Origin of the sequence: Pseudoalteromonas lipolytica (assembly GCF_900116435.1) — a bacterium.
Lineage (GTDB): Bacteria > Pseudomonadota > Gammaproteobacteria > Enterobacterales > Alteromonadaceae > Pseudoalteromonas > Pseudoalteromonas lipolytica.
In genome coordinates, this window is record NZ_FPAZ01000004.1 from 283,794 (window position 1) to 306,339 (window position 22,546).

General features: G+C 37.2%; 13 protein-coding genes. All 13 read left to right on the plus strand.

Features of this window, described 5'->3' with window-relative positions:
• The first annotated feature begins 99 nt into the window (after positions 1–99).
• The 13 genes from BM378_RS05730 (at position 100) to BM378_RS05790 (ending at position 22,362) form a co-directional block, all read left to right on the plus strand.
• Positions 100–3,405, plus strand: coding sequence for a serine/threonine-protein kinase (locus BM378_RS05730; RefSeq protein WP_074988787.1), 3,306 nt, complete (start codon positions 100–102; stop codon positions 3,403–3,405).
• A 97-nt stretch (positions 3,406–3,502) separates the two neighbouring features.
• Positions 3,503–5,821, plus strand: coding sequence for an AAA family ATPase (locus tag BM378_RS05735; RefSeq protein ID WP_074988788.1), 2,319 nt, complete (start codon positions 3,503–3,505; stop codon positions 5,819–5,821).
• 11 nt (positions 5,822–5,832) lie between these two features.
• The gene (locus tag BM378_RS05740) at positions 5,833–6,393 is read left to right on the plus strand and encodes a 3'-5' exonuclease family protein (RefSeq protein WP_082918325.1); all 561 of its coding nucleotides are present in this window, start codon (positions 5,833–5,835) and stop codon (positions 6,391–6,393) included.
• A 432-nt stretch (positions 6,394–6,825) separates the two neighbouring features.
• Positions 6,826–9,267, plus strand: coding sequence for a hypothetical protein (locus BM378_RS05745; protein WP_074988789.1), 2,442 nt, complete (start codon positions 6,826–6,828; stop codon positions 9,265–9,267).
• A 116-nt stretch (positions 9,268–9,383) separates the two neighbouring features.
• Positions 9,384–10,301, plus strand: coding sequence for a WYL domain-containing protein (locus BM378_RS05750; protein WP_074988790.1), 918 nt, complete (start codon positions 9,384–9,386; stop codon positions 10,299–10,301).
• Entirely contained in the window at positions 10,302–10,937 is a 636-nt protein-coding gene (locus tag BM378_RS05755) for a DUF1819 family protein (RefSeq protein WP_074988791.1), read from the plus strand.
• A gap of 16 nt (positions 10,938–10,953) precedes the next feature.
• Entirely contained in the window at positions 10,954–11,562 is a 609-nt protein-coding gene (locus BM378_RS05760; RefSeq protein ID WP_074988792.1) for a DUF1788 domain-containing protein, read from the plus strand.
• 33 nt (positions 11,563–11,595) lie between these two features.
• The gene (gene brxC, locus BM378_RS05765) at positions 11,596–15,324 is read left to right on the plus strand and encodes a BREX system P-loop protein BrxC (protein WP_074988793.1); all 3,729 of its coding nucleotides are present in this window, start codon (positions 11,596–11,598) and stop codon (positions 15,322–15,324) included.
• Positions 15,325–15,350: 26 nt separating this feature from the next.
• Positions 15,351–19,064: a BREX-1 system adenine-specific DNA-methyltransferase PglX gene (gene pglX / locus BM378_RS05770; protein ID WP_074988794.1), complete on the plus strand. Its 3,714-nt coding sequence runs from the start codon at positions 15,351–15,353 to the stop codon at positions 19,062–19,064.
• 1 nt (position 19,065) lies between these two features.
• Positions 19,066–20,991 carry a DUF262 domain-containing protein gene (locus BM378_RS05775; RefSeq protein WP_064663365.1) on the plus strand — a complete coding sequence of 642 codons (1,926 nt, stop codon included), beginning with the start codon at positions 19,066–19,068 and terminating at the stop codon, positions 20,989–20,991.
• Positions 20,992–21,061: 70 nt separating this feature from the next.
• The gene (locus BM378_RS05780; RefSeq protein WP_064663364.1) at positions 21,062–21,358 is read left to right on the plus strand and encodes a type II toxin-antitoxin system HicA family toxin; all 297 of its coding nucleotides are present in this window, start codon (positions 21,062–21,064) and stop codon (positions 21,356–21,358) included.
• Positions 21,351–21,881, plus strand: coding sequence for a toxin-antitoxin system HicB family antitoxin (locus BM378_RS05785; RefSeq protein WP_064663363.1), 531 nt, complete (start codon positions 21,351–21,353; stop codon positions 21,879–21,881). The genes BM378_RS05780 and BM378_RS05785 overlap by 8 nt, the downstream gene beginning before the upstream one ends.
• Positions 21,871–22,362: a hypothetical protein gene (locus BM378_RS05790; protein ID WP_064663362.1), complete on the plus strand. Its 492-nt coding sequence runs from the start codon at positions 21,871–21,873 to the stop codon at positions 22,360–22,362. The genes BM378_RS05785 and BM378_RS05790 overlap by 11 nt, the downstream gene beginning before the upstream one ends.
• Positions 22,363–22,546: the final 184 nt, after the last annotated feature.

The window sequence follows — 22,546 nt, forward strand, 5'->3', positions numbered from 1 at the left end:
CCCGTCGTTGGAAAATTAAATTTATATTTACTCATTGTTTATAAAGACAAAAATGGAAAAATATGATAAGTTGATAACTTAAATTATGGAGTCGCTTTTATGAATGAATTAGCTAGAATCGCGTATGAATATGAGAACTGGCAGAAGGGATATTTACATGAAAGCGGCGAATCAATTTCCATTGTTCAAGCGCAAATTTTAAAAGACGTTTGGATATCCATTACTCAGGCTGAATTAAGTCACAAAACAGATAGCAGAGACTACAAAAGGGATCGATCAAAAGGTGTTGAGTTATTTACTGCGCTGTTACTTCAATCTCTTGAAGCAAATCAAACATCATATTCAAAAGAGTTAGCTGAGCAGGTTATTAAGTTTATCGATCACCTTATGCGTGAAAAGCTTGATAAGCGATTTCAATTCAATAAATTTATCAACGAACTTAATAAAAACCTAAAGCAAGACAAAACCACTGCTGAGCTAATTATTTCTATCATTGTTAATAATGCCAAAGGAGATCATAAACTTACGGCTGTCAATGTAACCAACACAACAGATTTAACCTTTGTTCATGAGTGTATGAAGCTATCAAGTATTGCATCTTACTCAAGTGCTAAAACCAGTAACAAAGTACGAGACTTAACAACAGATGAACTGGTATTTGAGACTCAAATACGGCAGTTAATATTTAGCTTTCTTGATACTTTAAACTTTTCCAAAGTAGTATTATTACCTAAAGCACTATTGTTTTATCATCACAGAGATTTAACGTCACAGCAAAGAAATAAAATTGAAGGTTGGCTAAGTAGTAGCGAGTGCCAAATTTTGAAACAGGTGTCTTACGCAGACTTACTGAATTTAACTAGCGTTATTAACCTCAAAGATAAAATTAACCAATTACTTAACGATGGCAATTCGCAAAATAAGCCATATACTGAAACCCTTAATGCGTGCCTCACTTGTTTGCCAGCTCAAATAGTGAATAGCCAGAGCTTCACTGCTAATAAAACACAATTCGAAGCTGAATTTACTCAGCTAATCAACGTTCAGCTATACAGTGTACTCACACTCAACCCAAATACTATTGTAAATGTTGACCTGATTGCACGTCGTGCATTGTATTTATCATCACTGATAAATCTATTGGAGTATACTCAAGTAAAATCCGGTTTTGACTACATTTTTAACAAAATTGAGCATAACTTTAACTCATTTAAAGCGGGTACATTTAAAGTGGCTAAAGTCTGGATTTTATATTTGTTGGAGCGTAATGAATATACTTACAAAGGCTTTGCACTAGAGGATTGGTTAGAAGCACGGTTTAGATATTTTGTGCAAAAGAACCAGCTGATATTTAAGCTCAGTGAACTAAAAAGTAATAAGGCGCAATTCAAGAACTTATCAGAAGACAATATTCGCTCGAAAAGAATTCAAGACAGCTTGTCTGGCAAAATAAATGAAGATTTTGTTAACTGGGTTGAAAGCCATGGTGGTGATGATATTTTCGACAATCAAAACCTAGAGGCTATTACTCAGCAACTAGCTAGCCAGTTAAATTTAAGTAACGTTGACAAATTATCTTTAGAACAAGCCTTTACGCATGATGATAGTTATTTCGAATATTGGTGGAATTCAGTTTTTCAAGGACAAGATAAAAATATCTTTGTGACAGAGACAATTATTGATGCACTTCAAACTTTTGCTAAAACGGATAAAAGTGAGGACGGCTTTAAAATGCAACGCGCTCGCTGGAATCGAATAGTGTCACAAGTTGGTGGCACTAGTCCCAAAGTGTATAAACGATTTAATACTGTCTTTTGCAATAGCATTGACCCTTTAGAAAAACATAAAGTCGTAACCAGTCGAAATAATTCACTTGCGTTAATTAATATGGATGAACGTTTAAATGGCCGTTACAAAGTTATCAATAAACTAGGCTCAGGTGGTAATGGTTATGTAGTGAAAGCCGCGGATAATAATCTATACCGTGAAGTTGCGATTAAGCTTAATGCCACTTCAGAGTTCACTCACCCAGAAGTGTTTAAACGAGAAGCCAGAATACTTGCTACTCTTAAACATGAAAACATTATTCAGGTCTATGATTTTATTAGTGTAGAAAAGTCCATTTTTTCAAGGCATATAAATGCTGATGTTTATGGTTTAGTCACTGAATACCATTTTGATGCAATGACTCTGGACAAGTATTTGGCCAACAACACTCTGAGCAATGATCAAAAAATTACGTTATTTCAACAAATTTGTAATGGTGTAGCAGCGGCTCATGCAAACAATCTTATCCACGGGGATTTAAAGCCAGAAAACATTATCGTCACCAATGAAGGCGTCGCTAAGTTGATCGATTTTGGTTCAGCGAGTTATGAACATTTGTCTAAAGCAAGCTCAGGCTCACTGGAATGGTTAAACCCGGATGTATTGATTGGAAAACCGCTTCAAAAGTCCTCTGATATATATGCTTTAACTTTACTGTTACTATTTATCTTAGAGATTGATTTTACTGGAGTTGCGGAGGCTGATGAAATCATAGACCCATTTCTCTTTGGGAGTAATGAACAGCAGCAAAACGAAAGCATAGAAGATGAAATAGAAAGCATTATTACTCAGAAAGCTGAGCTGCATAACGCTAACCACTGTACTTTGTTTAAATTGATACTAGCTAGCCATTATTTACTTGAACAAGGCTGGCACTTTTCTGATGCTGAGTGGCAAAAGTACAATTTAGATAACGGTAAGAATGAAGAAGCTGAAAAAGAATACTTTATGATTAGTGGAATTGGTAGTAAGGCAAATCAATTCCTAAATGCGCTTCACGCAAATGTTTACAAAGGATTTGCTTCGGAACAAAGAGTTGGAAGTTTGATAGAAACTCTGCTCAAAGGGCTGCTGACTTCAGCTTTAAACCAAGAGCTTAGTTATCAAGTTCAACAACAAAGTTGTAAAAAGAGCAAAGGTGTAAAGTCTAACAGTAACTATTTAGATCATGCTTTAATAAAATTAGCAGAGCAAAGTAATAATAAACCACTTGAAACCATCGAAACGGTTGAACAATTAAGTGTAGCTAGTTACGTCTTACTAGACGCCTCGGCAAGTCATGTTAATAATGAAGTTGTGTTAAAACCACAGCTTTTTATCAATGGCCGCCTGTTAACTAAACCTTATTTACAAAGCATACCAGAAGTTTACTCTGTTGATGATCCGCGAATTCAAAAAGTAATTTGCAAATTCAATTCTGTTGGAATGGATTACCTTTTTACTGATGTTATTGTTCAGTTGCATGATGGTTCACCCGCCAGATTATGTATCTATAATGACGGCGTATATATTGATAAGCATTCCCATCGATTGTTAGATGCTATTGAGCATGCCAAAACTATCGATCTAGTTGCTTAGTGTCAAAATATGATAATCGGATGTATTATACAGTTTCCAACGGTGGGTGCGTAATGGTGAAGTGGTTAAATAATCCTATTAATACAGAGGATTATTTATGCAAAATACTTCATCAAACAAGATCACGATTAAATTAGATAAAGAAATAACGTCATTAGACTTTATTAGAAACTATCACCCTGTTGTAATTAGGCATGCACTCTCAAATTTCCCAAATTTAGATCTCGACACCTGTCTGGCTTACGTTAGCAATAAGACTGTTATCCGATATCTACTGTTATGCGATGTTAACGATGTCTATTCGTTAAAAGATAAATACAAACGAAATTTAACAACTGCGACACCTTCAAGTTGTAAGTTAGAAGTCAGTAAATTAAAGAAAGCACTTCGAAAGTCCAAAAACATTTTATTATCGCGAGGACAAAAGCTAGCGGTAGGTTTAAATTGTAGATCATTCTCTGACATACGAGATCTAGCGGAATATGGGTACGAAAATTTAAAAAATGTCTTACCCTCAATTCCTGATTCGGCATTAGCAGACCTTATCGGCTTTCAAGACAACACTGATTTGTTGTTAGAATGTTTACCAGCTAGCCGAATTAAGACGATTAAGCAGTTATCGCAAAAGCAAATGGGGATAAATAAAGACACGCATTCAACCTTAACATTGATAGCATTTGAGTTGAAACAATATTTGTTAAAGCCAGATTTATATGGTTCAGATCCTTACACTTTTACTTTGAAAACCTACCAAGAAAAAGTCCTTGAATTTTTATACATGATGCCTGAAGAAGTTAGGAGACTTGGAATTTCATCAGTAAGGGATGAATGGGTTGTTGCTGCATTAAAGGTGTTAGAGCCATTCGAGCAATTTAGGTTTTTGTCCATTTTTGAAAACGAAACCGCCAATCGAGTCTTTGATTTATATAAAACTAAGCCAAGTTTTCATGAAGTGGGTTTCAAGTATTTAAATAAAATAGTTAAGGCGATTTGTGTCGGTGCTAAAGCATACAAGCTTAAACAAGAATCGGTACCGATAGACTTAGAGGAATCCAAAATACCATTTAACTTCCATAGGTTGAATGACTATAGCTGGCAAGTTTGGGAAGAATTAATTGACGACGTAACCGAGAAACTAATTTATTGTGCGACTTGTTTTTGTCGCAATGATGTATCGATGAACAATTTTAACGACTTCTTAAAAGCAAAAGATCGTCAGATAAATTACCAGAAATTCGATAACACGATTGAAGTCACTGAGATTGAAGCACTGGATTTCCAAGATAAGATTATTGGTGAGTGTGAGCGTATAAAAGCGTTTATTGATGACGTAAACTTTTCGGCATTAGAAAATGAAATCATGAAATTTCATGGCATTTCAGATGAATCTTTGGAGCGAGTTCCCGTAACACAAGAACCAGTACTATACCCCGATGAAGAATGCTCTGAGCCAGAGACAATCGAAGTCTATAATCACGATGATCTAATGACAAATATTATGTTGGGATTAAAAGAGCATGACGAAAAAATTTTTAATCAGATCCAAGCTAAAGGCAATAAAAAACGCATAGTTAAAGTTCCGTCTGACTTTATAGTTCGATTAAACGACCTAGCGACTAGTTTTCCAAATTGCGCTCATATTGTTGAATATTTAAGAGGGGTCATGACAGAAGCGTTTCTAACATCAAAACCGATCAATTTGCCCGTAATCAATCTTGATGGCGAGCCGGGGTGTGGAAAATCACAATTTGTCTTGGAGTTTGCTAAATTATTTGAACTTGAATCTACCTCTCTGCCGGTCACATCAATGGGGGATAAATTTGAGTTAATTGGTGCGCATCGTACTTGGAATAACGCTTCTATTGGAGCTTTTGCTAAGGCAATGTTGCTTGACGGTGAAACTTATAATCAATGTTTTTTGATTGATGAACTCTGCCAAGTTAAAAATTCCGGCGAGCGCAATCTAGTGCCAACTTTGCTCGGTTTTTTTGAAACGGAACAACGAAAGAGCTTACTAGAGAACTATTTAGATGTCGAAGTTGATTTTTCAGGCTTTATTATCTTTACAACAACAAACAATATCGAGAACTTAACACCTGCTTTAAAATCCAGAATCGTTTCTTTTACAGTAGAGAAACCTTCACCAGAGCAAATGAAAATCATTGGCCAGAATATATACCAAAAACATATTCAAGAACGTGGCCTTCAAGATATTCTATCCAGTGAAATTCCTGAAAAATGCCTGCACCATTATCTAGGCGTTGTACCAAGGCAAGCGAAGCAAATTATTGAATCTGCGATTAGAAAAGCCATTCAGCGCTATGATGTAAACAATCCTAGAACTATTTGCTTGAGCATTCATGACTTTGTATCAATTATGAATAACCAGTCAAAACCTATTGGCTTTATTCATTAAAGGTGGCTGTTATGAAAATTTTTGATCCTAGATTTTATGGCAACTTAAACTCGTCGAATTTTGATGTTAATGGAAAACTCATCACTATTGATATTGAATCATCTGGCATTAGTAAAAACGGATACCCAATTGAAGTTGGTTGGTACAGTAATGATTCCACAGGTTCATTTCTCATTAAGCCCGAGCCAGATTGGTTAGAGAATGGGTTTTGGTGTAAATACGCTGAAACTCACGTTCATGGTATTTCAAAAAAGATGTTGTTGCGAAAGGGGATTGATGTCGTCTCTGCGGCTATCAGGTTAAATGAAACTCTAGGTAACAGTGTTGTTGTATGTGATGTAGTTGAATTCGATGGAACATGGTTAACACAGCTGTTTGCTAAGGCTAATGTTATCCCTAGTTTTAAATTGATAGGCCATCTTGAATTAATTGATTTTAAAAAACGTAATGGATGCCATTTAATAAAATCATTTTCTGAGTTACAGAATTTTGAAAATAAACGACACAGAGCACAAGACGACGCCAAGCAATTGCATGAAAACATGCTAAAAATTACGGAACCAATTGCCTAAATAAGCCAATCCATTCACGTCGGAGTTTTAAAGTCTGTATTAATATACTAATTAAAACTCTGACGCTCGAATAACCTTTCAACACAAAGCTACCAAGTACGCAAAACCAACAATAAACCAACAAGAAAGCAACGAATAAAGAAAATTAGCAAATTCGCACATCGTGCGGGGATGAAATTATTTTATTCAAACCCCAGTGCTAGCGCACTTTATAGGCCTATCTATTTTAGGTAAATCCTAATTCCAAAAACTGATCTCATTTTCCAACGATGGGTGCCCTGTTGCGATAGTTCAAAATACAGCAACTTGAAGTTGGGAAATTCATTTAAATCACGTCAGAGTTTTAATTTAGTTATTAATACAGAACAAAAAACTCTGACGCGGGACGAGTTACTTCCAGCTTCATTAATAACAAATTTTTGGAGATGTATTTTGAAGCAAGTTAAATATTTATGTATAGCAAAATCATGTGTTGTATTACCAAATGGTGTCGAAGCAGAACATTTTTATCGTGAAGACTTATCTATGTTTTTGGCTGAGCAATTAAAGCGCCAGACATTAATTGAGATAGATTATGTGTTGGTAGTGGGTGAAACTGATGTTGTATTTGGCGCAGAGTTAGCAATTCAATATGGTTTAACACTTTCAGTTTATGGGTATGAATATGATTTTCGCGATCATAAGATTGTTGATACGAATAAAGAGCAAGTATTAAGAGAATTGCTGTCCGTATCTAAAGAACCCAAGTTATTTACTCAATCATTAAACGAACTGCTTAATAAATTAATTAAAAAAGTTCCATTACAGCTGTCTGAAGTACAAGTCGAAAAACTTATTTTAGCTGCTACCCCGCAGGCACTAAACATAGGTGGTGAGAAGGCGACTAATGTAGCAAAAAGAATGGTTATGGATTTCTTCGAACAGAAGAAACGAGAAGTCAAAGACTTAGTTTCACCGCGTTTGTCAGATCAAGTAAAAGAAATATGTCTTAGCTACAAAAATGAGCTAGTCGAATATATCAAAAAAAATCCCGGATTTTATGTTCTTAACGAGCATATGGGAGCAGGTAAAAGTCAAGATGTGATCATTCCACTCTTTAATGAGTTTTCTTCAACTGATCTAAAACCTATTGTCATTACTCCGACTATTGCGTTAAGCACCCAACTCATCAATGACAAACGAAATTATCAGCATCAAAAAGAATTAGACGTTTCAGATCTAAAGGCTGTAGCCGCTTGCGTAATTTCAGCGACTGCCAACTGGAAATATCAGAAATACGGCAAAGACTCAAAAGTGTGCTTAATTGAAGAATTTGAGGAGTGTGAATCGGCTATTTGTTCTACAGAGTTAATGTACCCGAAAACTTTACATCGTTGCTCTGAAGCTATGGAACAATGGCAGAGGATATTACAAACGGAGACTGTGGTTATAGCCGATGCCATGTTTTCAAATTTTAGTGCACAGCAAATCGTAAAATCAGGGCGTTCAATTACTATTGTAAAAAACACAGATCAAGCTAATACGCAAAACAAGAAATTAACGGTTTTCCCTTATCAGAAACAGTTAAGTAAATTGGTGGACTGCTTAAATTCTGGTGAAAGAGCTATTGCTTTCTGTGACGGAAAACATAGTTATAACGGTAAATTTAATACTATAGCCAATGTCATAAAAGAACAAACAAATGTTAAACCTATAGTCGTGGATAGCGTTTTCATAAAAAAAGACCAACCGGATTATTTTTATGATTTGACAACTCGTATAGAAGAGCAGCCTTGTCATATATTTTCTCCGGTAGTTACGAGTGGCATTAGCGTTGTTACTAACAAAGTGAATTCCGTTAATATCTTTGCTTGTCACACTTTACTACCTACACAGCTTGTTCAAAGTTCTGGGCGTTTCAGAAAGTCGCAGGAAATAATTATTTCTTTTGATAAACGGTCGCGATTCACGACTACAGACAAGAAACTGATTTTCAATGAATTGGCCTATAAAGCCTATGAAGAACAATGTTCAAGCGATCTTTCAGCTTTATTTAAGGATAAATATTGTCAGTTGGTGCTAGACCGTATCGCCCATAATCGCCGAATGAAACTAAATTATGTTTTTACAACATTACAGTTGTTTGAAGAAATGGGTTACGAAATCACCCTAGAAGACATAAAGGATGATAGTGAAGCTATTAGCAAACTCATTAAAAGATTATTCAATCAAAACAAAAGCAAGTTTATTGATGTTGCCGCTAATACTGTCTACGACAAGACGGAGCATGACTTCTTAAAAAATTCATTTGAAATACTAACTAATGAAGAAAAATTTAAACTTCAAGTTTATGAATTGCAGAGATTTTACAACCTTAAAACATTTGATTGCGTTGACTCAGCTAGACGATTAATAGAATTTGATAAAGGCGGGAAAAGCCGCAGGCATCTTGAGCATATTCGAGTATTACAAGGTGGATTTTGTCCAATAGAAAATCCTAAATTGGTTGTTATTCAGAAAATATTTAAACACATTTTTAGTATTCTCAATGTTGATGAAGTCAACCTAACAGCAAACTATAAAATTGATGATATCGATAAACTGGCACAGTACATAAAAACAGCAAAAATAGAGGGCTACAAAGTCAGAAATGAACTTATAGCGCTTGGTTGCTCAACAGATATCGCAGGGGAGTATAAAGATAGAGGATATTTAACTCGGGGTATCCTAAATGTTTTATTTGGTCAGGTACAGGACTACATAAGGGTAGGTTCAAAAGACAAGTTAGGCCATAGACCTGTCGACTTTTATTTCTTGCTTCCTAATAAGAGTGAATTAACCAAAAAGTATTTTGAGCAAAAATATTATTCAAAAGCATTACATTCAAGCAATTAGCGAATTGCTTAAAAAGTCTATCTAGATCAAACTTAAAAGTTGACGCATTCTTAATTTGTAGTACATTGTGGTAATCAAATTGATTATACCAGTGTCATACAAATAAAAGTGCGTATATGAGCTTCATAAGAGAAACCAAAGAGACCGAAAACATAGACAACCTGAGCTTTGCTCAAAAGCAAAGGCTGTCTTTTATAGACTTCTCACTTATGTTCAAAGGAAGCGTGAATCGTAAAGAATTGACCGCCAAGTTCGAAATGGGGATGGCCAATGCGACTCGCGATCTTGCGGTTTATAAAGAGCTAGCACCAAATAACATCGATTTTGATCAAAAAGAGCGCACTTATTTTCAAGCGAAAACCTTTAAACCACTTTTTAGTTATGATGCTCGTCAAACCATGGCGAAGCTGTCTAACAAAATCAGCGATGGTTTCGACGGTGTGTTAGAAATACCATTTCCTGTTGATGCACCGTATCAGCTCAATGTCCCAGATATCTTTATTGTCGCGAAAATAGTGCAAGCTATTTTAAAACAAAAGCCGATCTCGATCATTTATACATCATTAAGTTCAGGCTCCAAGGCAAGGGAAATAGTACCTCATACCATAGTTGATAATGGCCTTCGTTGGCATGTTCGAGGGTTTGACAGAAATTCAAAGTCATTTCGTGATTTTGTTCTGACTCGTGTAACTAAAGTAACTATTAAAGCAGATACGCCAAGCGCAGAAGAAAACAAACTCGAAGATCACCAGTGGATGCGCATGATGCCACTACAATTAGTGCCTCATCCAAATAATGTGAAGCACCCAACTGCCATAGCACTTGATTATGGTATGACCGAAGGACAATTAGACATAACTATTCGAGCGGCTATGGCAGGATATTTATTAAGGCGTTGGAACGTCGATTGTACAGCTGACGCTGAGTTGGTAGGTGCAGAGTATCAATTATGGTTAAAGAATCGAAAAGCCTTGTTTGGTGCAGAAAATCTTACAATTGCCCCCGGCTACGTACCAGAATTGGAAGAATTATAAATGACTTCAACTAATAACCCGTTAAACAAACACGCCATCAAAACACACAAGGACTACCTTGGTGATTTAATTGGTGGCAGTTTAATGATCAAAGAAAGCCAAATCGTTGCTGAATTATTACTTAAAAAACCATCTCAAGAAGAATGGTTAGATGCAATCGTTAACCGAAATATATTACAAAAACGTTCCGATGCGACAGCTAAACGTAACGCTGCGACTATAAAAAAACGTATCGAAGACTTGCCAGATGAATATCTTGAGCAGGTAGCATTTGGTAGCACGGAGCTTTCGACTCAGCTGATGTTCGCAGCAACGTTAATAAATAGCACTTTGTTAGCTGACTTTATGCGAAATGTCGTGCTCGACGCAAAACGTATGTTTAGAGAAAGCCTAGACGTTGGTGACTGGGAATCGTATTGGGAAGACCGTTGCCGTCTGTTTCCTGATCTAGCCAATATGTCTGACGCGTCCACTTATAAAATATCGCAAGTTGCCTTTAAGGCCATTGCTGATGGTGGATACATAGAAACAACTCGTAATAAGAAGTTACAAAATGTTTATCTGCTGCCTGAAGTTAGGCAATTGCTTCTGTCGATAGACAGAGAGGATATTATTGCAGCTATGGAATTAATCTAAGGAAGGATACGTAACTATGACGACCTTTAGTACAACGAAACAACATAAGAACTTGAACGATAGACTCGATCAAATTCTACCTAAGATCGAGAGTCAAGATTTCCTTAAGAACCAAGGTTTAGGAAATGAAATTGGTTTTTATGTTTTTGATTATCCAGCTGAGTCTGAGTTAACGGTAAGAGAGCACTTGGCGTTTATCACAGACAAGTTAACAAAGCGCGGACGCAATTTCGCCAGTATCAATTTATTTGAAGCGATTCTGGAATTATTGGACTCGCGGAATCTTACCGAGCGGGCATTCAAAGTACAAAAAGAGCGCGGTGACGATGCACTGTTTAATGCACTAAAAGGCCCACTTGAACAAAATCGTGTTGCCAAATTCATTGCCTCTAAAATCGATCTCGGTGCAGATAATCAAGCTCAAACAGAATTTATATTATTACACGGTTTAGGCAGTGCATGGCCAATTATAAGAGGCCACGGTCTGTTAAATGCCTTACATGCAAAAGTAGGCAATGTACCAACTGTATTGTTTTACCCCGGCGAATACGACGGAACTGCACTAAAACCCTTTGGCCGTATCGAATCAAATAACTATTACCGAGCATTTAAACTCGTTCCATAAATGGACGTTTGAGTTAAGAAGGATAAAAAGAAAATGCAAATTAAAGATTTATTTATAAAAGACATAAACCGCCCAATCAATGGCGTAGTTAAAGCAGATCAATTAGAAAGTAACACTGTCTTTACCGAACTAGATGAGTACGTCATCACCAAAGAACTCGCGACTCATTTTGAAGAGTTTTTTGATGCTTATATGCCATCCGTACGCGACCCTAAGAAAAAAGCCGAATCGGGTAAAATCGGCGTTTGGGTAAGTGGTTTCTTTGGCTCAGGTAAATCGCATTTTATTAAAATTCTTTCTTACTTATTGCAAAACATCAAAGCAACGAATGGCGAGATTGACAGATCAGCCATTGAGTTCTTTAAAGACAAAAAACTTGATGGGTTCTTACTTGGTGAAATCGACACTGCCGTAACCAAAGACAATACAGTCATCTTATTTAACATAGATAGTCGTGCTAATACTGATGATGGTGTTGATGCCATATTAAAAGTATTTCTTAAAGTCTTTAACGAGCAAATGGGGTTTAGTGGTGATTACCCTCATATAGCTCATCTAGAACGAGAGTTATTTAGTAAAGGGTTATTTGAAAGTTTCAAGAATACATTTTATGAGTTAACTGATTTGAGTTGGGTGGAAAATCGTGATTCATACGGTTTATACCTAGATGATATTACGGAGGTATTGAGTAAGGTCACTAATCAATCACTAGAATCAACACGTAAATGGATGGACCAACTTGAAAATAACTTTACCCTCGATATCGCCAATTTCTGTAAGTGGGTTAAAGAGTATTTAGACACTGACTTAAATCGCCGAGTTTTATTTTTTGTCGATGAAGTAGGGCAGTTTATCGGCAACAACACGCAAATGATGCTAAAGCTGCAAACCATTACAGAAAACCTCGGCACTATTTGTGAAGGTCGAGCGTGGGTGGTCGTGACCTCGCAAGAAGACATTGACTCTGTTATTGGCCACATGGCAGGCTCCAAAGGCCATGACTTTTCAAAGATCCAAGGTCGTTTTGAACGTCTATCGTTATCAAGTTCAAATACCAGTGAAGTTATCGAAAAGCGTCTGCTATCTAAACTAGAACAAGCTCGTCCCGTTTTACAAACCTTGTATGACCAAAAAGGCGATATTCTTCGTAATCAACTAGCATTTGATAGCACAACTACCGCAGAGCTAGCCAATTACAAAGACGCCACAAGTTTTATTCATAGCTACCCATTTGTGCCGTACCACTACAATCTAGTGCAAAAGATATTTGAAGCAATTCGTAAGGCGGGGGCAACTGGTCTTCACCTGAGTCGTGGTGAACGGTCATTGTTAGATGCCTTCCAAAGTGCGGCTAAACAAGTTCGTTATGAAGAAGTGGGCGTTTTAATCCCTTTGTATTACTTCTACCCAGCAATTGAAAGCTTCTTAGATACGTCCGTTAAAAAAGACATCGATCAAGCAGCAGAAAAAGACTCAATTTCAGGCTTTGCGCTAAACATTCTTAAAACACTATTCTTGATCCGTTACGTCGACGTAATCAAATCGACTATGGATAACTTAGTAACCTTGTGTGTTAGTAAGGTTGACGAAGACCGATTAACGTTAAGACGCGATATCGAGCAAGCACTCAATGCACTTGAAGCGAACTTGCTTATTGCACGTCAAGGTGATGAATACATTTTCTTAACTAACGAAGAAAAAGAAATTGAGAACGAGATCCGCGAAACCGAAATTGAATTATCGGATGAAACTAAAAAACTCAGCGATTTAATTTTTGATGATGTACTGCGCAGAGATAATATCTATCGTTATCCTGAAAACAAACAAGATTTTCCGATTAGTCGATTCTGTAATGGCATGCCGCGTGATGGCTCACAGGAAAATGACTTAGTAGTTAAAATCATTTCACCTATCGATCCGAATTACAGCGAATATGATTCTACGGTTTGTGCCAATCAATCGCAGGACGGCCTTTCTTCAGGTGGAGCAGGCGCCATTATCATTAAGCTTGCTGATAACAACAAAGTTTTCGATGAAATTCGTACATTTATAAAAACCGATAAATTTTTACGCAGAAACACGGGGAATAGGCCAGAGCAACAGCAGTTGTTGCATCAAAAAGGTTCTGAAAACCAAGATCGTAATCGCCGGGTTAAATTAGCCATTGAAGATCTATTAAAAGATGCGGAATTCTATGCATTAGGTTCACAACAAAATCCTAAAGGTGGAGCAATCAGCACCATCCTACAAGAGCTATACAAGTATGTTATCGAAAACACCTTCAGTAAATTAAAACTGGTTAAACCGTTTCCGGGCGATATTCGCAGAGAAATTCAAAACACTTTAGTGGCTGATGATATCGGTCAAATTGGTTTAGATCTGCAAGGCCAAGAAGTTAACCCTCATGCCATTTTAGAAGTCGAGAAATTTATTTCACTTGGTGATGATGCAGGAAGGCCAATCACAGCGGAAGACATTGTAAAACGTTTCTCAAAACGACCTTTTGGCTGGAACGATGAAGAAATTGTACTGATCATTTCTCGTCTAGCATTAGCAAACAAAATCTGCTTCCAAAGCCGTCAGCAAGACGTCTCGTTAAAGAACGCTTACGATAACTTAATGCAAGTGCGTAAACGTGCAGAGCTTCGAGTTCGTCGTATAAAGCAGCAGTCAGAAGCTAACCTAAAGCGTGCTGCAAAATTGTTTAAAGACGTATTCCAAAAGAATGCGGCTGATAGCGAAAAAGAGTTGTTTAACGATGCGAAATCTAACTTTGCGACTATAAAAGGCAAGCTAGATGCGTTCGCCAACAAAGCCTCTACTGGTCATTATCCGGGAGTGAGTGAAATTGAAAGTGGCCGAGTGTTATTGGCCGGGTTAATTGAAACACAATCCAGCTTCCAATTTATTGAACAATTCCTCGCAAGCGAAAATGACTTGCTCGATTTTGAAGAAGACTATCAAGATATAGAAGACTTTTATGAAACCCAGTTTGCAACTTGGCAAAAGCTTCAAAGAGCGCTAACTATTGATTTTGATAGAAACCGTACTGCACTAGAAAAAGACAACGATGCTTTAGCTGCATTGCAAAAGCTCGAAAATATCTACAACAAACCTCGCCCATATCGAGAGATTAAAGATATAGAGCCGTTAATCGAGTCAGTAAGCAAAGTTAATGATCAACTGCTACAAGATAAACGAGCGCATGCAAAATCACGCATTGAGCACCGTATTGAGCAAGTGCAAAAGCAAATTACAGCGGCACACGTACCAAGCGAGTTAAGCAATAGAGCATTACGACCACTGCAATTGGCTTTACAAAGGCTCGATGGCTTAAGTGGAATTGCTGAGATCTTACAAGAACAAGCAGATTCGATTAATTTAGAAGAAGACGCTTATGATTTGATCAATAAGCACATAGAAGATCAGCAAGCGTTAGCAGCAAAACAAGCTAAAGAAGAAGCAGCAGCTGCATCTAATTCAACTTCGGATTCAAGCGCTAACCCAAGCTCTGAGTCTACTTCTAACACAGGAAGTGGCGGCTACGAACCGTCAACGACTGAGCCTCAACAAGTAGCAGAGCCAGCGGTAAACACGCCAATTCCGAAAAAAATCGTGTCTATCGATACCGCGAGCATTATTCGCGATGTGAATGCCACTGGCGTCATTGAAACCGAGCAAGACATAGATGATTACCTTGCAGCATTAAAAGAAAAACTCACCGCGTTAGTTAACAGCAATAACAAAGTGCGCATTCGTTAATCAAGGAAGAGTTAGAGGCAAATTACATGAACACGAAAAATTTGAAAGCATACGCACCTAAAGCGCGAAGAGAGTTTATCGCAGCCGTTAAAAAGCGTGCTGCCCAATTTGGCATTTATGAAGATCGTATCGAAGAGGTGCGCATAGAAGGTGGCGCTGCCATTATTGAAGGTCGTGCATTTACTCGTAAAGAAGGTGAGCAGCGCAAGAGATTAGAAAGCAAAATAGCTGAACGGGCATCTGCGACGTATAAAGAAAACTACGACATGTTCATCCGTGAAATGGCCTACACATGGTTTAACCGTCTTGCAGCCATTCGTTATATGGAACTGCATGATTACTTTGACCATGGTTTTCGTGTGCTTTCTAATCCCAGTAACCCTGACGGATTACCTGAAATTCTAAGTCATGCGTCAGATGTAGCTGACAGTTTAGCGTTAGATAAAAGCCATATCATTGAGTTACAGTTAGCAGGTGATAAAGAAGAAGCGCTATACCGGGAGTTACTGCTGGGTCAATGTCATCAACTAGCTAAAATAATGCCCCAGATCTTTAAAGGCTTAGGGTTTGAGGCATTGGATGACGCTACCGAGCTTCTACTGCCAAATAACCTAACTAAAACAGACTCTATTCTTAAAGGGTTGATCAACGACATTCCAGAAGAAGATTGGCAAGAAATAGAGGTCATTGGTTGGCTTTATCAGTTTTACATCTCAGAGCATAAAGATGCCGTAATTGGTAAAGTGGTTAAATCAGAGGATATTCCAGCGGCTACACAGTTATTCACCCCTAACTGGATCGTTAAATATCTAGTTCAAAACTCAGTTGGTAGGCAGTGGTTGGCTACATATCCTGATTCAGAACTCAAAGGAAAAATGGAATATTACATTGAGCCAGCCGAACAATCTGACGAAGTGATTGAACAGCTAAAAGCCATTACGCCAACCAGTATTGACCCCGAAGAAATTAAAGTACTTGATCCCGCCGCTGGCTCAGGTCATATCTTGGTTGAAGTCTATGAGGTATTACGTGAGATCTATCTTGAGCGAGGTTACAGACTTCGTGAAATTCCAGAGTTAATTCTTACCAAAAATATTTACGGCTTAGACATAGATGATCGTGCTGCGCAGCTTGCCGGCTTCGCGTTAATGATGAAAGCGCGCGAAGATGATAGACGCATCTTCCAACGCGTTGAAGATGGTGAAGTATCGCTTAATGTGTTCTCTTTACAATCAACCGAAGGGTTAGACATTACCACCATATGGAAAGGATTAGATTTAGAAGGCAATCAACAAATTGGCTCAACAGGTGGGCTTTTTGACGAATCCACCGACGTCATTCCCGCGAATGCAGGAATCTACAAAGAATACTTTGAATTACTTCAAACACTTAAAGCAGCATTTCTACAAGCTAAAACCCTTGGCTCGTTAATACAAATTGACGCTAAGCATTTAGATAACCTTCTTTCACTGAAACAGCTTTTATTAGAAAAGTTAGTGAACTCCGATACTCAATCAAAACCCGAAGTAGAAAAAATATTGCCTATTGTTAACCAAGCAATTGTCCTTACTCAAAAGTATGATGCGCTATGTGCGAATCCGCCATACATGGGATCTAAATATCAAACACCGATAGTTAAACAATATTTAAAAGATAATTTTAAAGGTTATGAGAAGGATCTTTTCTCTGCATTCATAGTTAGAAATTTACAACTTGCAAAATATCGGGGTGAACTAGGGTTTATGACTCCGTTTGTATGGATGTTCATATCAAGCTATGAAGAACTTCGAGCTAAGCTCATCGAGGATGAAGTTATATCAACATTAATTCAGCTCGAATATTCTGGCTTTGATGGGGCGACAGTACCAATTTGTACGTTTACCTTAACCAAAGGTCATGTGGACGATTATGTTGGCAGTTACATACGACTATCTGATTTTAAAGGCGCCGCAAACCAAGGCCCTAAAGCGCTAGAAGCGATTCAAAATAGAGCTTGTGGTTGGTTTTTCGATGCGAAGCCTGATAACTTCAAGAAAATCCCCGGTAGCCCTATATCATATTGGGTTCACGATGAAGTAAGAGATAAATTCACGGACTTCGATAGTGTATCTGATAAATTTCAAGTTGCAGTAGGACTGCAAACTAGCGATAACAATAGGTTTGCTAGATATTGGCATGAAGTGAATTTTCAGAAATTTGCAAAACCTACAGATGAACTTGATAAATCCAAGAAATGGTTCCCTTATAATAAAGGTGGTGAATATCGTAAGTGGTATGGAAATCATGATTACGTTGTCAATTGGGAAAATGATGGATATGAAATTAAAAACTTTGTAGACGACAAAGGTAAGCAAAAGAGTCGCCCTCAAAACATAGCAAAGTATTTTTCCCCACATGTTAGTTGGTCAAAGATATCTTCAGGAAATTTCAACTGTCGCTACTTTCCAAAGAACTTTATTTTTGCTGATGCAGGCATATCTGCTTTCGCTAAAACGGAGAGTGAGTTATTTACATTGGCAGGTGTTCTCAATTCATCTTTTGCACCATACGTCCTTAGCGCGATATCCCCAACTTTAAACTTTGAAGCAGGTGATGTCAGTAAAGTTATATTGCCTAATGGTAGTGAATCAATTACTTCCCGTGTAAAGGCATTAATTTCTATTTCAAAAGTTGATTGGGATTTAAACGAGTTATCTTGGTCATATAACAAGAATCCATTACTGGAATTTAAGCTAAACCAAGTACAAAGCTCTTTTAACGAGTACATTTTAAAGGGTAAGCAACTCATACAAGAATATGAGTCATTGGAAAATGATTTAAATGAGTCGGTCCTTCATGCATTAAGGTTAGAGGAACACAAAAGTCTATTTAAAATTAGCAGTTATAGGGATATAACCTTAAATATTAACCCTACATATAGATATAGGACAGTAAATCAAACTGATGCTGACAATAGATTCCAAAGTGAATCAATATACGAAGTTTTAAGTTATTCATTGGGTTGCATGATGGGCCGTTACTCATTAGTTCGGGAAGGACTAATTTACGCTCATGCTCATAATGACGGTTTTAAAGAATTAGAATCTGAAGGCGCATATGGAACATTCCCTGCCGATGATGATGGAATTATTCCTTTGGCATCAGAAGAATGGTTATTTGATGATGATGCAACCACTCGTTTTAAAGAGTTTGTTAAAACCGTTTGGGGGGGGGAGCACTTGTCTGAGAACTTAGATTTTGTTGCTGAAAGCTTATGTTTACATGCACTGAAACCAAAAAAAGGTGAAGGTGCTATGGATACTATCCGCCGTTACTTCTCCACGCAATTCTTTAAAGATCACTGTAAGACTTACAAAAAACGACCTATTTACTGGCTATTTAGCTCTGGTAAAGAAAAAGCATTTGAGTGTCTAGTTTACCTTCATCGCTATAACGAAGGCACCTTGTCTCGTATGCGCACTGAGTATGTTACGCCTCTCATGGGTAAATACGATGCGCAACTAGCAAGACTCTCAGACGACATGGTTAACGCAACCGGCTCAGAAGCTCGCCGCATCGAAAAAGACATTAAAGCGCTAGAGAAAAAACAAGTCGAACTCCGCACCTTCGACGAGCAGCTAAAACATTACGCCGAAAAACGCATCACCCTCGATTTAGACGACGGCGTAAAAGAAAACTACGGCAAATTCGGCAACCTGCTAGCCGACGTAAAAGCCATCCACGGAAAGGCGGTGAAGTAGCATGAAGTTACAAAGTTTAAGCGATATTTTTGAAAAGCGACTATTGCGCATACCTGATTATCAACGTGGTTACGCATGGTTAGAACATCAGTACAATGATTTTTGGGAAGATATCCTACATCTAAATATTGATAGGGTTCATTATACTGGGGTTATTACGTTAGAACCTGTGCCTAGGGATATATGGCGTAAATGGGAAAATGATGAATGGATCATTGAGGGAGTCGGCTTTAAACCTTTTTATGTGGTCGACGGGCAGCAAAGGTTAACAACCTCTATGTTGCTTATGCAGGCAATCCTTGAATCAGTTGATGCTAGCGAGCTTCTAAATTATCAGTCTCTTGAAACCATCAGAAAGCAGTACATTATTAATAGGGCTGAAGACGGCCAGAGAGCAAGTTTTATTTTTGGATATGAGAAAGATAATCCAAGCGACGAGTATTTAAAAACAAAAGTTTTTGGCGTCCATTCACATAGCAACCAATATCAAGAAACGCTATACACACAAAACCTTTCCAAAGCTAAAGCGTTTTTTAAGGAAAAGTTGAGTGAATTAACTACAGATGAAATAGCGGTTATTTATAAAAAGCTGACACAGAAGTTTAAATTTAACTTGTATGAAATTGACGATGAAATCGATGTGTACGTTACTTTTGAAACAATGAATAACCGAGGAAAGCCATTAACAAGTTTAGAATTATTAAAAAATCGTCTTATTTACCTTTCGACATTATTTAAAGAGCACGAAGGTCATGCGGTGCTTAGAGCAAAAATAAATAATGCTTGGAAGACTATCTATGAGTATTTAGGGAAAAACCCAGAAGCACCTCTGAGTGAACATTTATTCTTACGTAACCATTGGACGATGTATTTTAAATATACTCGACGTAAGGGTGATGACTATATTAAATTTTTGTTGGATGAAAAATTTACAGCAAGAAATGTTACCCATCCTAAGAAAGAGGAAGACAGGATCTCTGTTGAGGAAATCGATAAGTATGTAACGAGCCTTCAGCAATCTATTAGGCCTTGGTTCTATATGCATAACCCTTATTTTCCTCTGCCAGAGTATACTGATGAGCAAAATAAGCTGCTGCTTGATAGACTTCACCGTTTGAGTTTCAGGGCATTTAAACCATTGTTGTTGGCTGCATATGTTTCCCAACAGAGCGTAGAGAAGGTTAATTTATTACTATCAGCGGCTGAAAGATATAACTTCACTTTATTCACTTTGAGCCAAAGACGTTCCAATACTGGTGATACTGAGTTTTTCTCAATGTCTCGTGATTTAATGACCAAAAAAATAACCATTGAATCAATTGTTGCCTCCATTACAGAGTGGGTTGATAAGTATTATGACCCCAATCGTTTTCTTGCATATATCTCGGAAAAATATGAATTAGGTAATCATGGATTTTTTAAGTGGGATGGAATTAGATATTTTCTTTATGAGCATGAACAATGGTTACGTTCACGAGGGAAGCAATCGTCAAATAAGTTGTCGTGGGAAAAACTCTCTGCTACTAAAAAGGATAGCGTAACGATAGAACATATTTTTCCTCAAACTCCAAAAGATCCTTATTGGCTCTCGCGCTTTGGCACTTTTAGTAAAGAAGAAACACAATTTGTTGCTCACTCTTTAGGTAACTTAGTTCCACTAAGTAGAGCTAAAAATTCTAGTTTGCAAAACGATAGTTTCGATTTAAAGAAAAATAACGGTAATGGCGTAGGGTTCTACAACGGGTCTGCTTCAGAAAATGAACTAGCTCAAAAAGAAGAGTGGTTGCCCGAATCAATTTTAGAACGCGGATTAGAGTTACTAAAATTTATGGAAGAAAGGTGGGATATTGTAGTTGGAGATAATGATTTTAAAACCAATTTGTTACATCTAGCCTTTTTGAATGACAAGGAGGAGGTCACGATTTAGTTGTTGCATATTGTGTTTTTTAATGCAAAAATTTGCAAACTCTAAATAGTGACACTATATATGGTGTCAGATGCCTAAAGAATTATATGATGAAGTAATAACCACATTTCAGAATGCTGGTGCAAGTATGAGGTGCCAACAAGCGAAATCCTTGTTGGGAGAGTTAGGCTTTAATGTCAAAGATGGCCGCAAAGGGGGGCATAAGGTTTTTACTCATCCTCATTTAGAAGGTTTTACCTCAGGTTCACTTAATTGTGATCACGGTAGAAATCCAGAAATTAAAAAGCCTTACATAAAAAAAATAATAAAGGTATTAGAGAAGTACGAGAACGAACTCGTAAAATACTTGGAGAAACGAGATGGATAGTGAAAAAATGTTTGATGCAAGTCTATACAATATCACTGTACGAAAAGGAAATTTTGACGGCGAAGTGTTCTTTGAAGCTAAAGTAAAAGAATTACCCGATGTAGCCGAATACGCAGAAACTTACGAAGAAGCATATTTACTTGCGATTGATACGATTGAAACAACTGCTGAGGCTTTAGCTGAACAAGGTAAAGTCATGCCAGCTCCTATTTTAGAAAATGACGACTTTAGTGGGCGAGTTACCTTGAGAATGCCTAAAAGTATGCACGCTGCGTTATCATCATGGTCGGAAAGTGAAGATATTAGCTTAAACCAACTACTTGTTAATTGTTTAGCTTTTAACTTGGGTGAGCAATTTGGTGTATCTCGAACGATTCACAGTATCAAGTCGTCTATTGGTTCCTTGAATCAAACTGATTATATGCACTTGGAGTCGCAACCAAGAAGAACCAATAAAGTTGTTCCAATTAAGCCCATTGTATTAAATGAGAATGTTATGGAGAATCGGTACTATGGGAGTTAGTAGTAATTTTCAAAAAGCAAAAGACTCACTTCAATCTCATGATATTTATATAAAAAATACTCATTGTTTCACGCATAATGATTTTGATCCAAAAAGAACTGATTTTGATAATTTAGTATATCAATTCATGCATGTAGTTAGAGGTTCTGAAGTTTTTGGTGTCCAAGATGAAGACGGAAGTGAAGAACATTTTTTTAAAGTTTTTGTGGATGTGGGTTGTCGCTTTATAAAAGAAGAAGATAAAGAGAATAAGGACTCAGAACCTGTAGCTCAAATTGAAGCGAGCTTTTGTGCAGAATACCAGATGCTTGACAAAGAAATAGATGAAGATTCATTAAAAGTTTTTGCGCTTCAAAATGTTAGCTACCATGTTTGGCCTTTCTGGAGGGAACACTTAATGAATATGTGTAACCGTTTAAATCTTCCAAAAGTTGCATTACCGACAATGCAAGTGAAGCCTCAAAATGGTAATACAGAATAATTTAATTAAATTAATTGAGACATTTCCATTTGCTAAAAGCTTAAAATTTTCTTTTATTTTTTGCTTAAAGGCTTCTCGTCATTATGAGGAGTCTGATTTAACATTTTCAACACACGCTTGCTCTATTTGCTACACTTCACCCATACTTTCTCGCTGTGTTCTATGTTATTCCTCAAACCAAAAG

Bases quoted from the DNA above. Each gene is read 5' to 3' on its own strand.
- BM378_RS05730 (WP_074988787.1), top strand. From the start codon at position 100: ATGAATGAATTAGCTAGAATCGCGTATGAATATGAGAACTGGCAGAAG.
- BM378_RS05735 (WP_074988788.1), top strand. From the start codon at position 3,503: ATGCAAAATACTTCATCAAACAAGATCACGATTAAATTAGATAAAGAA.
- BM378_RS05740 (WP_082918325.1), top strand. From the start codon at position 5,833: ATGAAAATTTTTGATCCTAGATTTTATGGCAACTTAAACTCGTCGAAT.
- BM378_RS05750 (WP_074988790.1), top strand. From the start codon at position 9,384: ATGAGCTTCATAAGAGAAACCAAAGAGACCGAAAACATAGACAACCTG.
- BM378_RS05755 (WP_074988791.1), top strand. From the start codon at position 10,302: ATGACTTCAACTAATAACCCGTTAAACAAACACGCCATCAAAACACAC.
- BM378_RS05760 (WP_074988792.1), top strand. From the start codon at position 10,954: ATGACGACCTTTAGTACAACGAAACAACATAAGAACTTGAACGATAGA.
- brxC (WP_074988793.1), top strand. From the start codon at position 11,596: ATGCAAATTAAAGATTTATTTATAAAAGACATAAACCGCCCAATCAAT.
- pglX (WP_074988794.1), top strand. From the start codon at position 15,351: ATGAACACGAAAAATTTGAAAGCATACGCACCTAAAGCGCGAAGAGAG.
- BM378_RS05775 (WP_064663365.1), top strand. From the start codon at position 19,066: ATGAAGTTACAAAGTTTAAGCGATATTTTTGAAAAGCGACTATTGCGC.
- BM378_RS05780 (WP_064663364.1), top strand. From the start codon at position 21,062: ATGCCTAAAGAATTATATGATGAAGTAATAACCACATTTCAGAATGCT.
- BM378_RS05785 (WP_064663363.1), top strand. From the start codon at position 21,351: ATGGATAGTGAAAAAATGTTTGATGCAAGTCTATACAATATCACTGTA.
- BM378_RS05790 (WP_064663362.1), top strand. From the start codon at position 21,871: ATGGGAGTTAGTAGTAATTTTCAAAAAGCAAAAGACTCACTTCAATCT.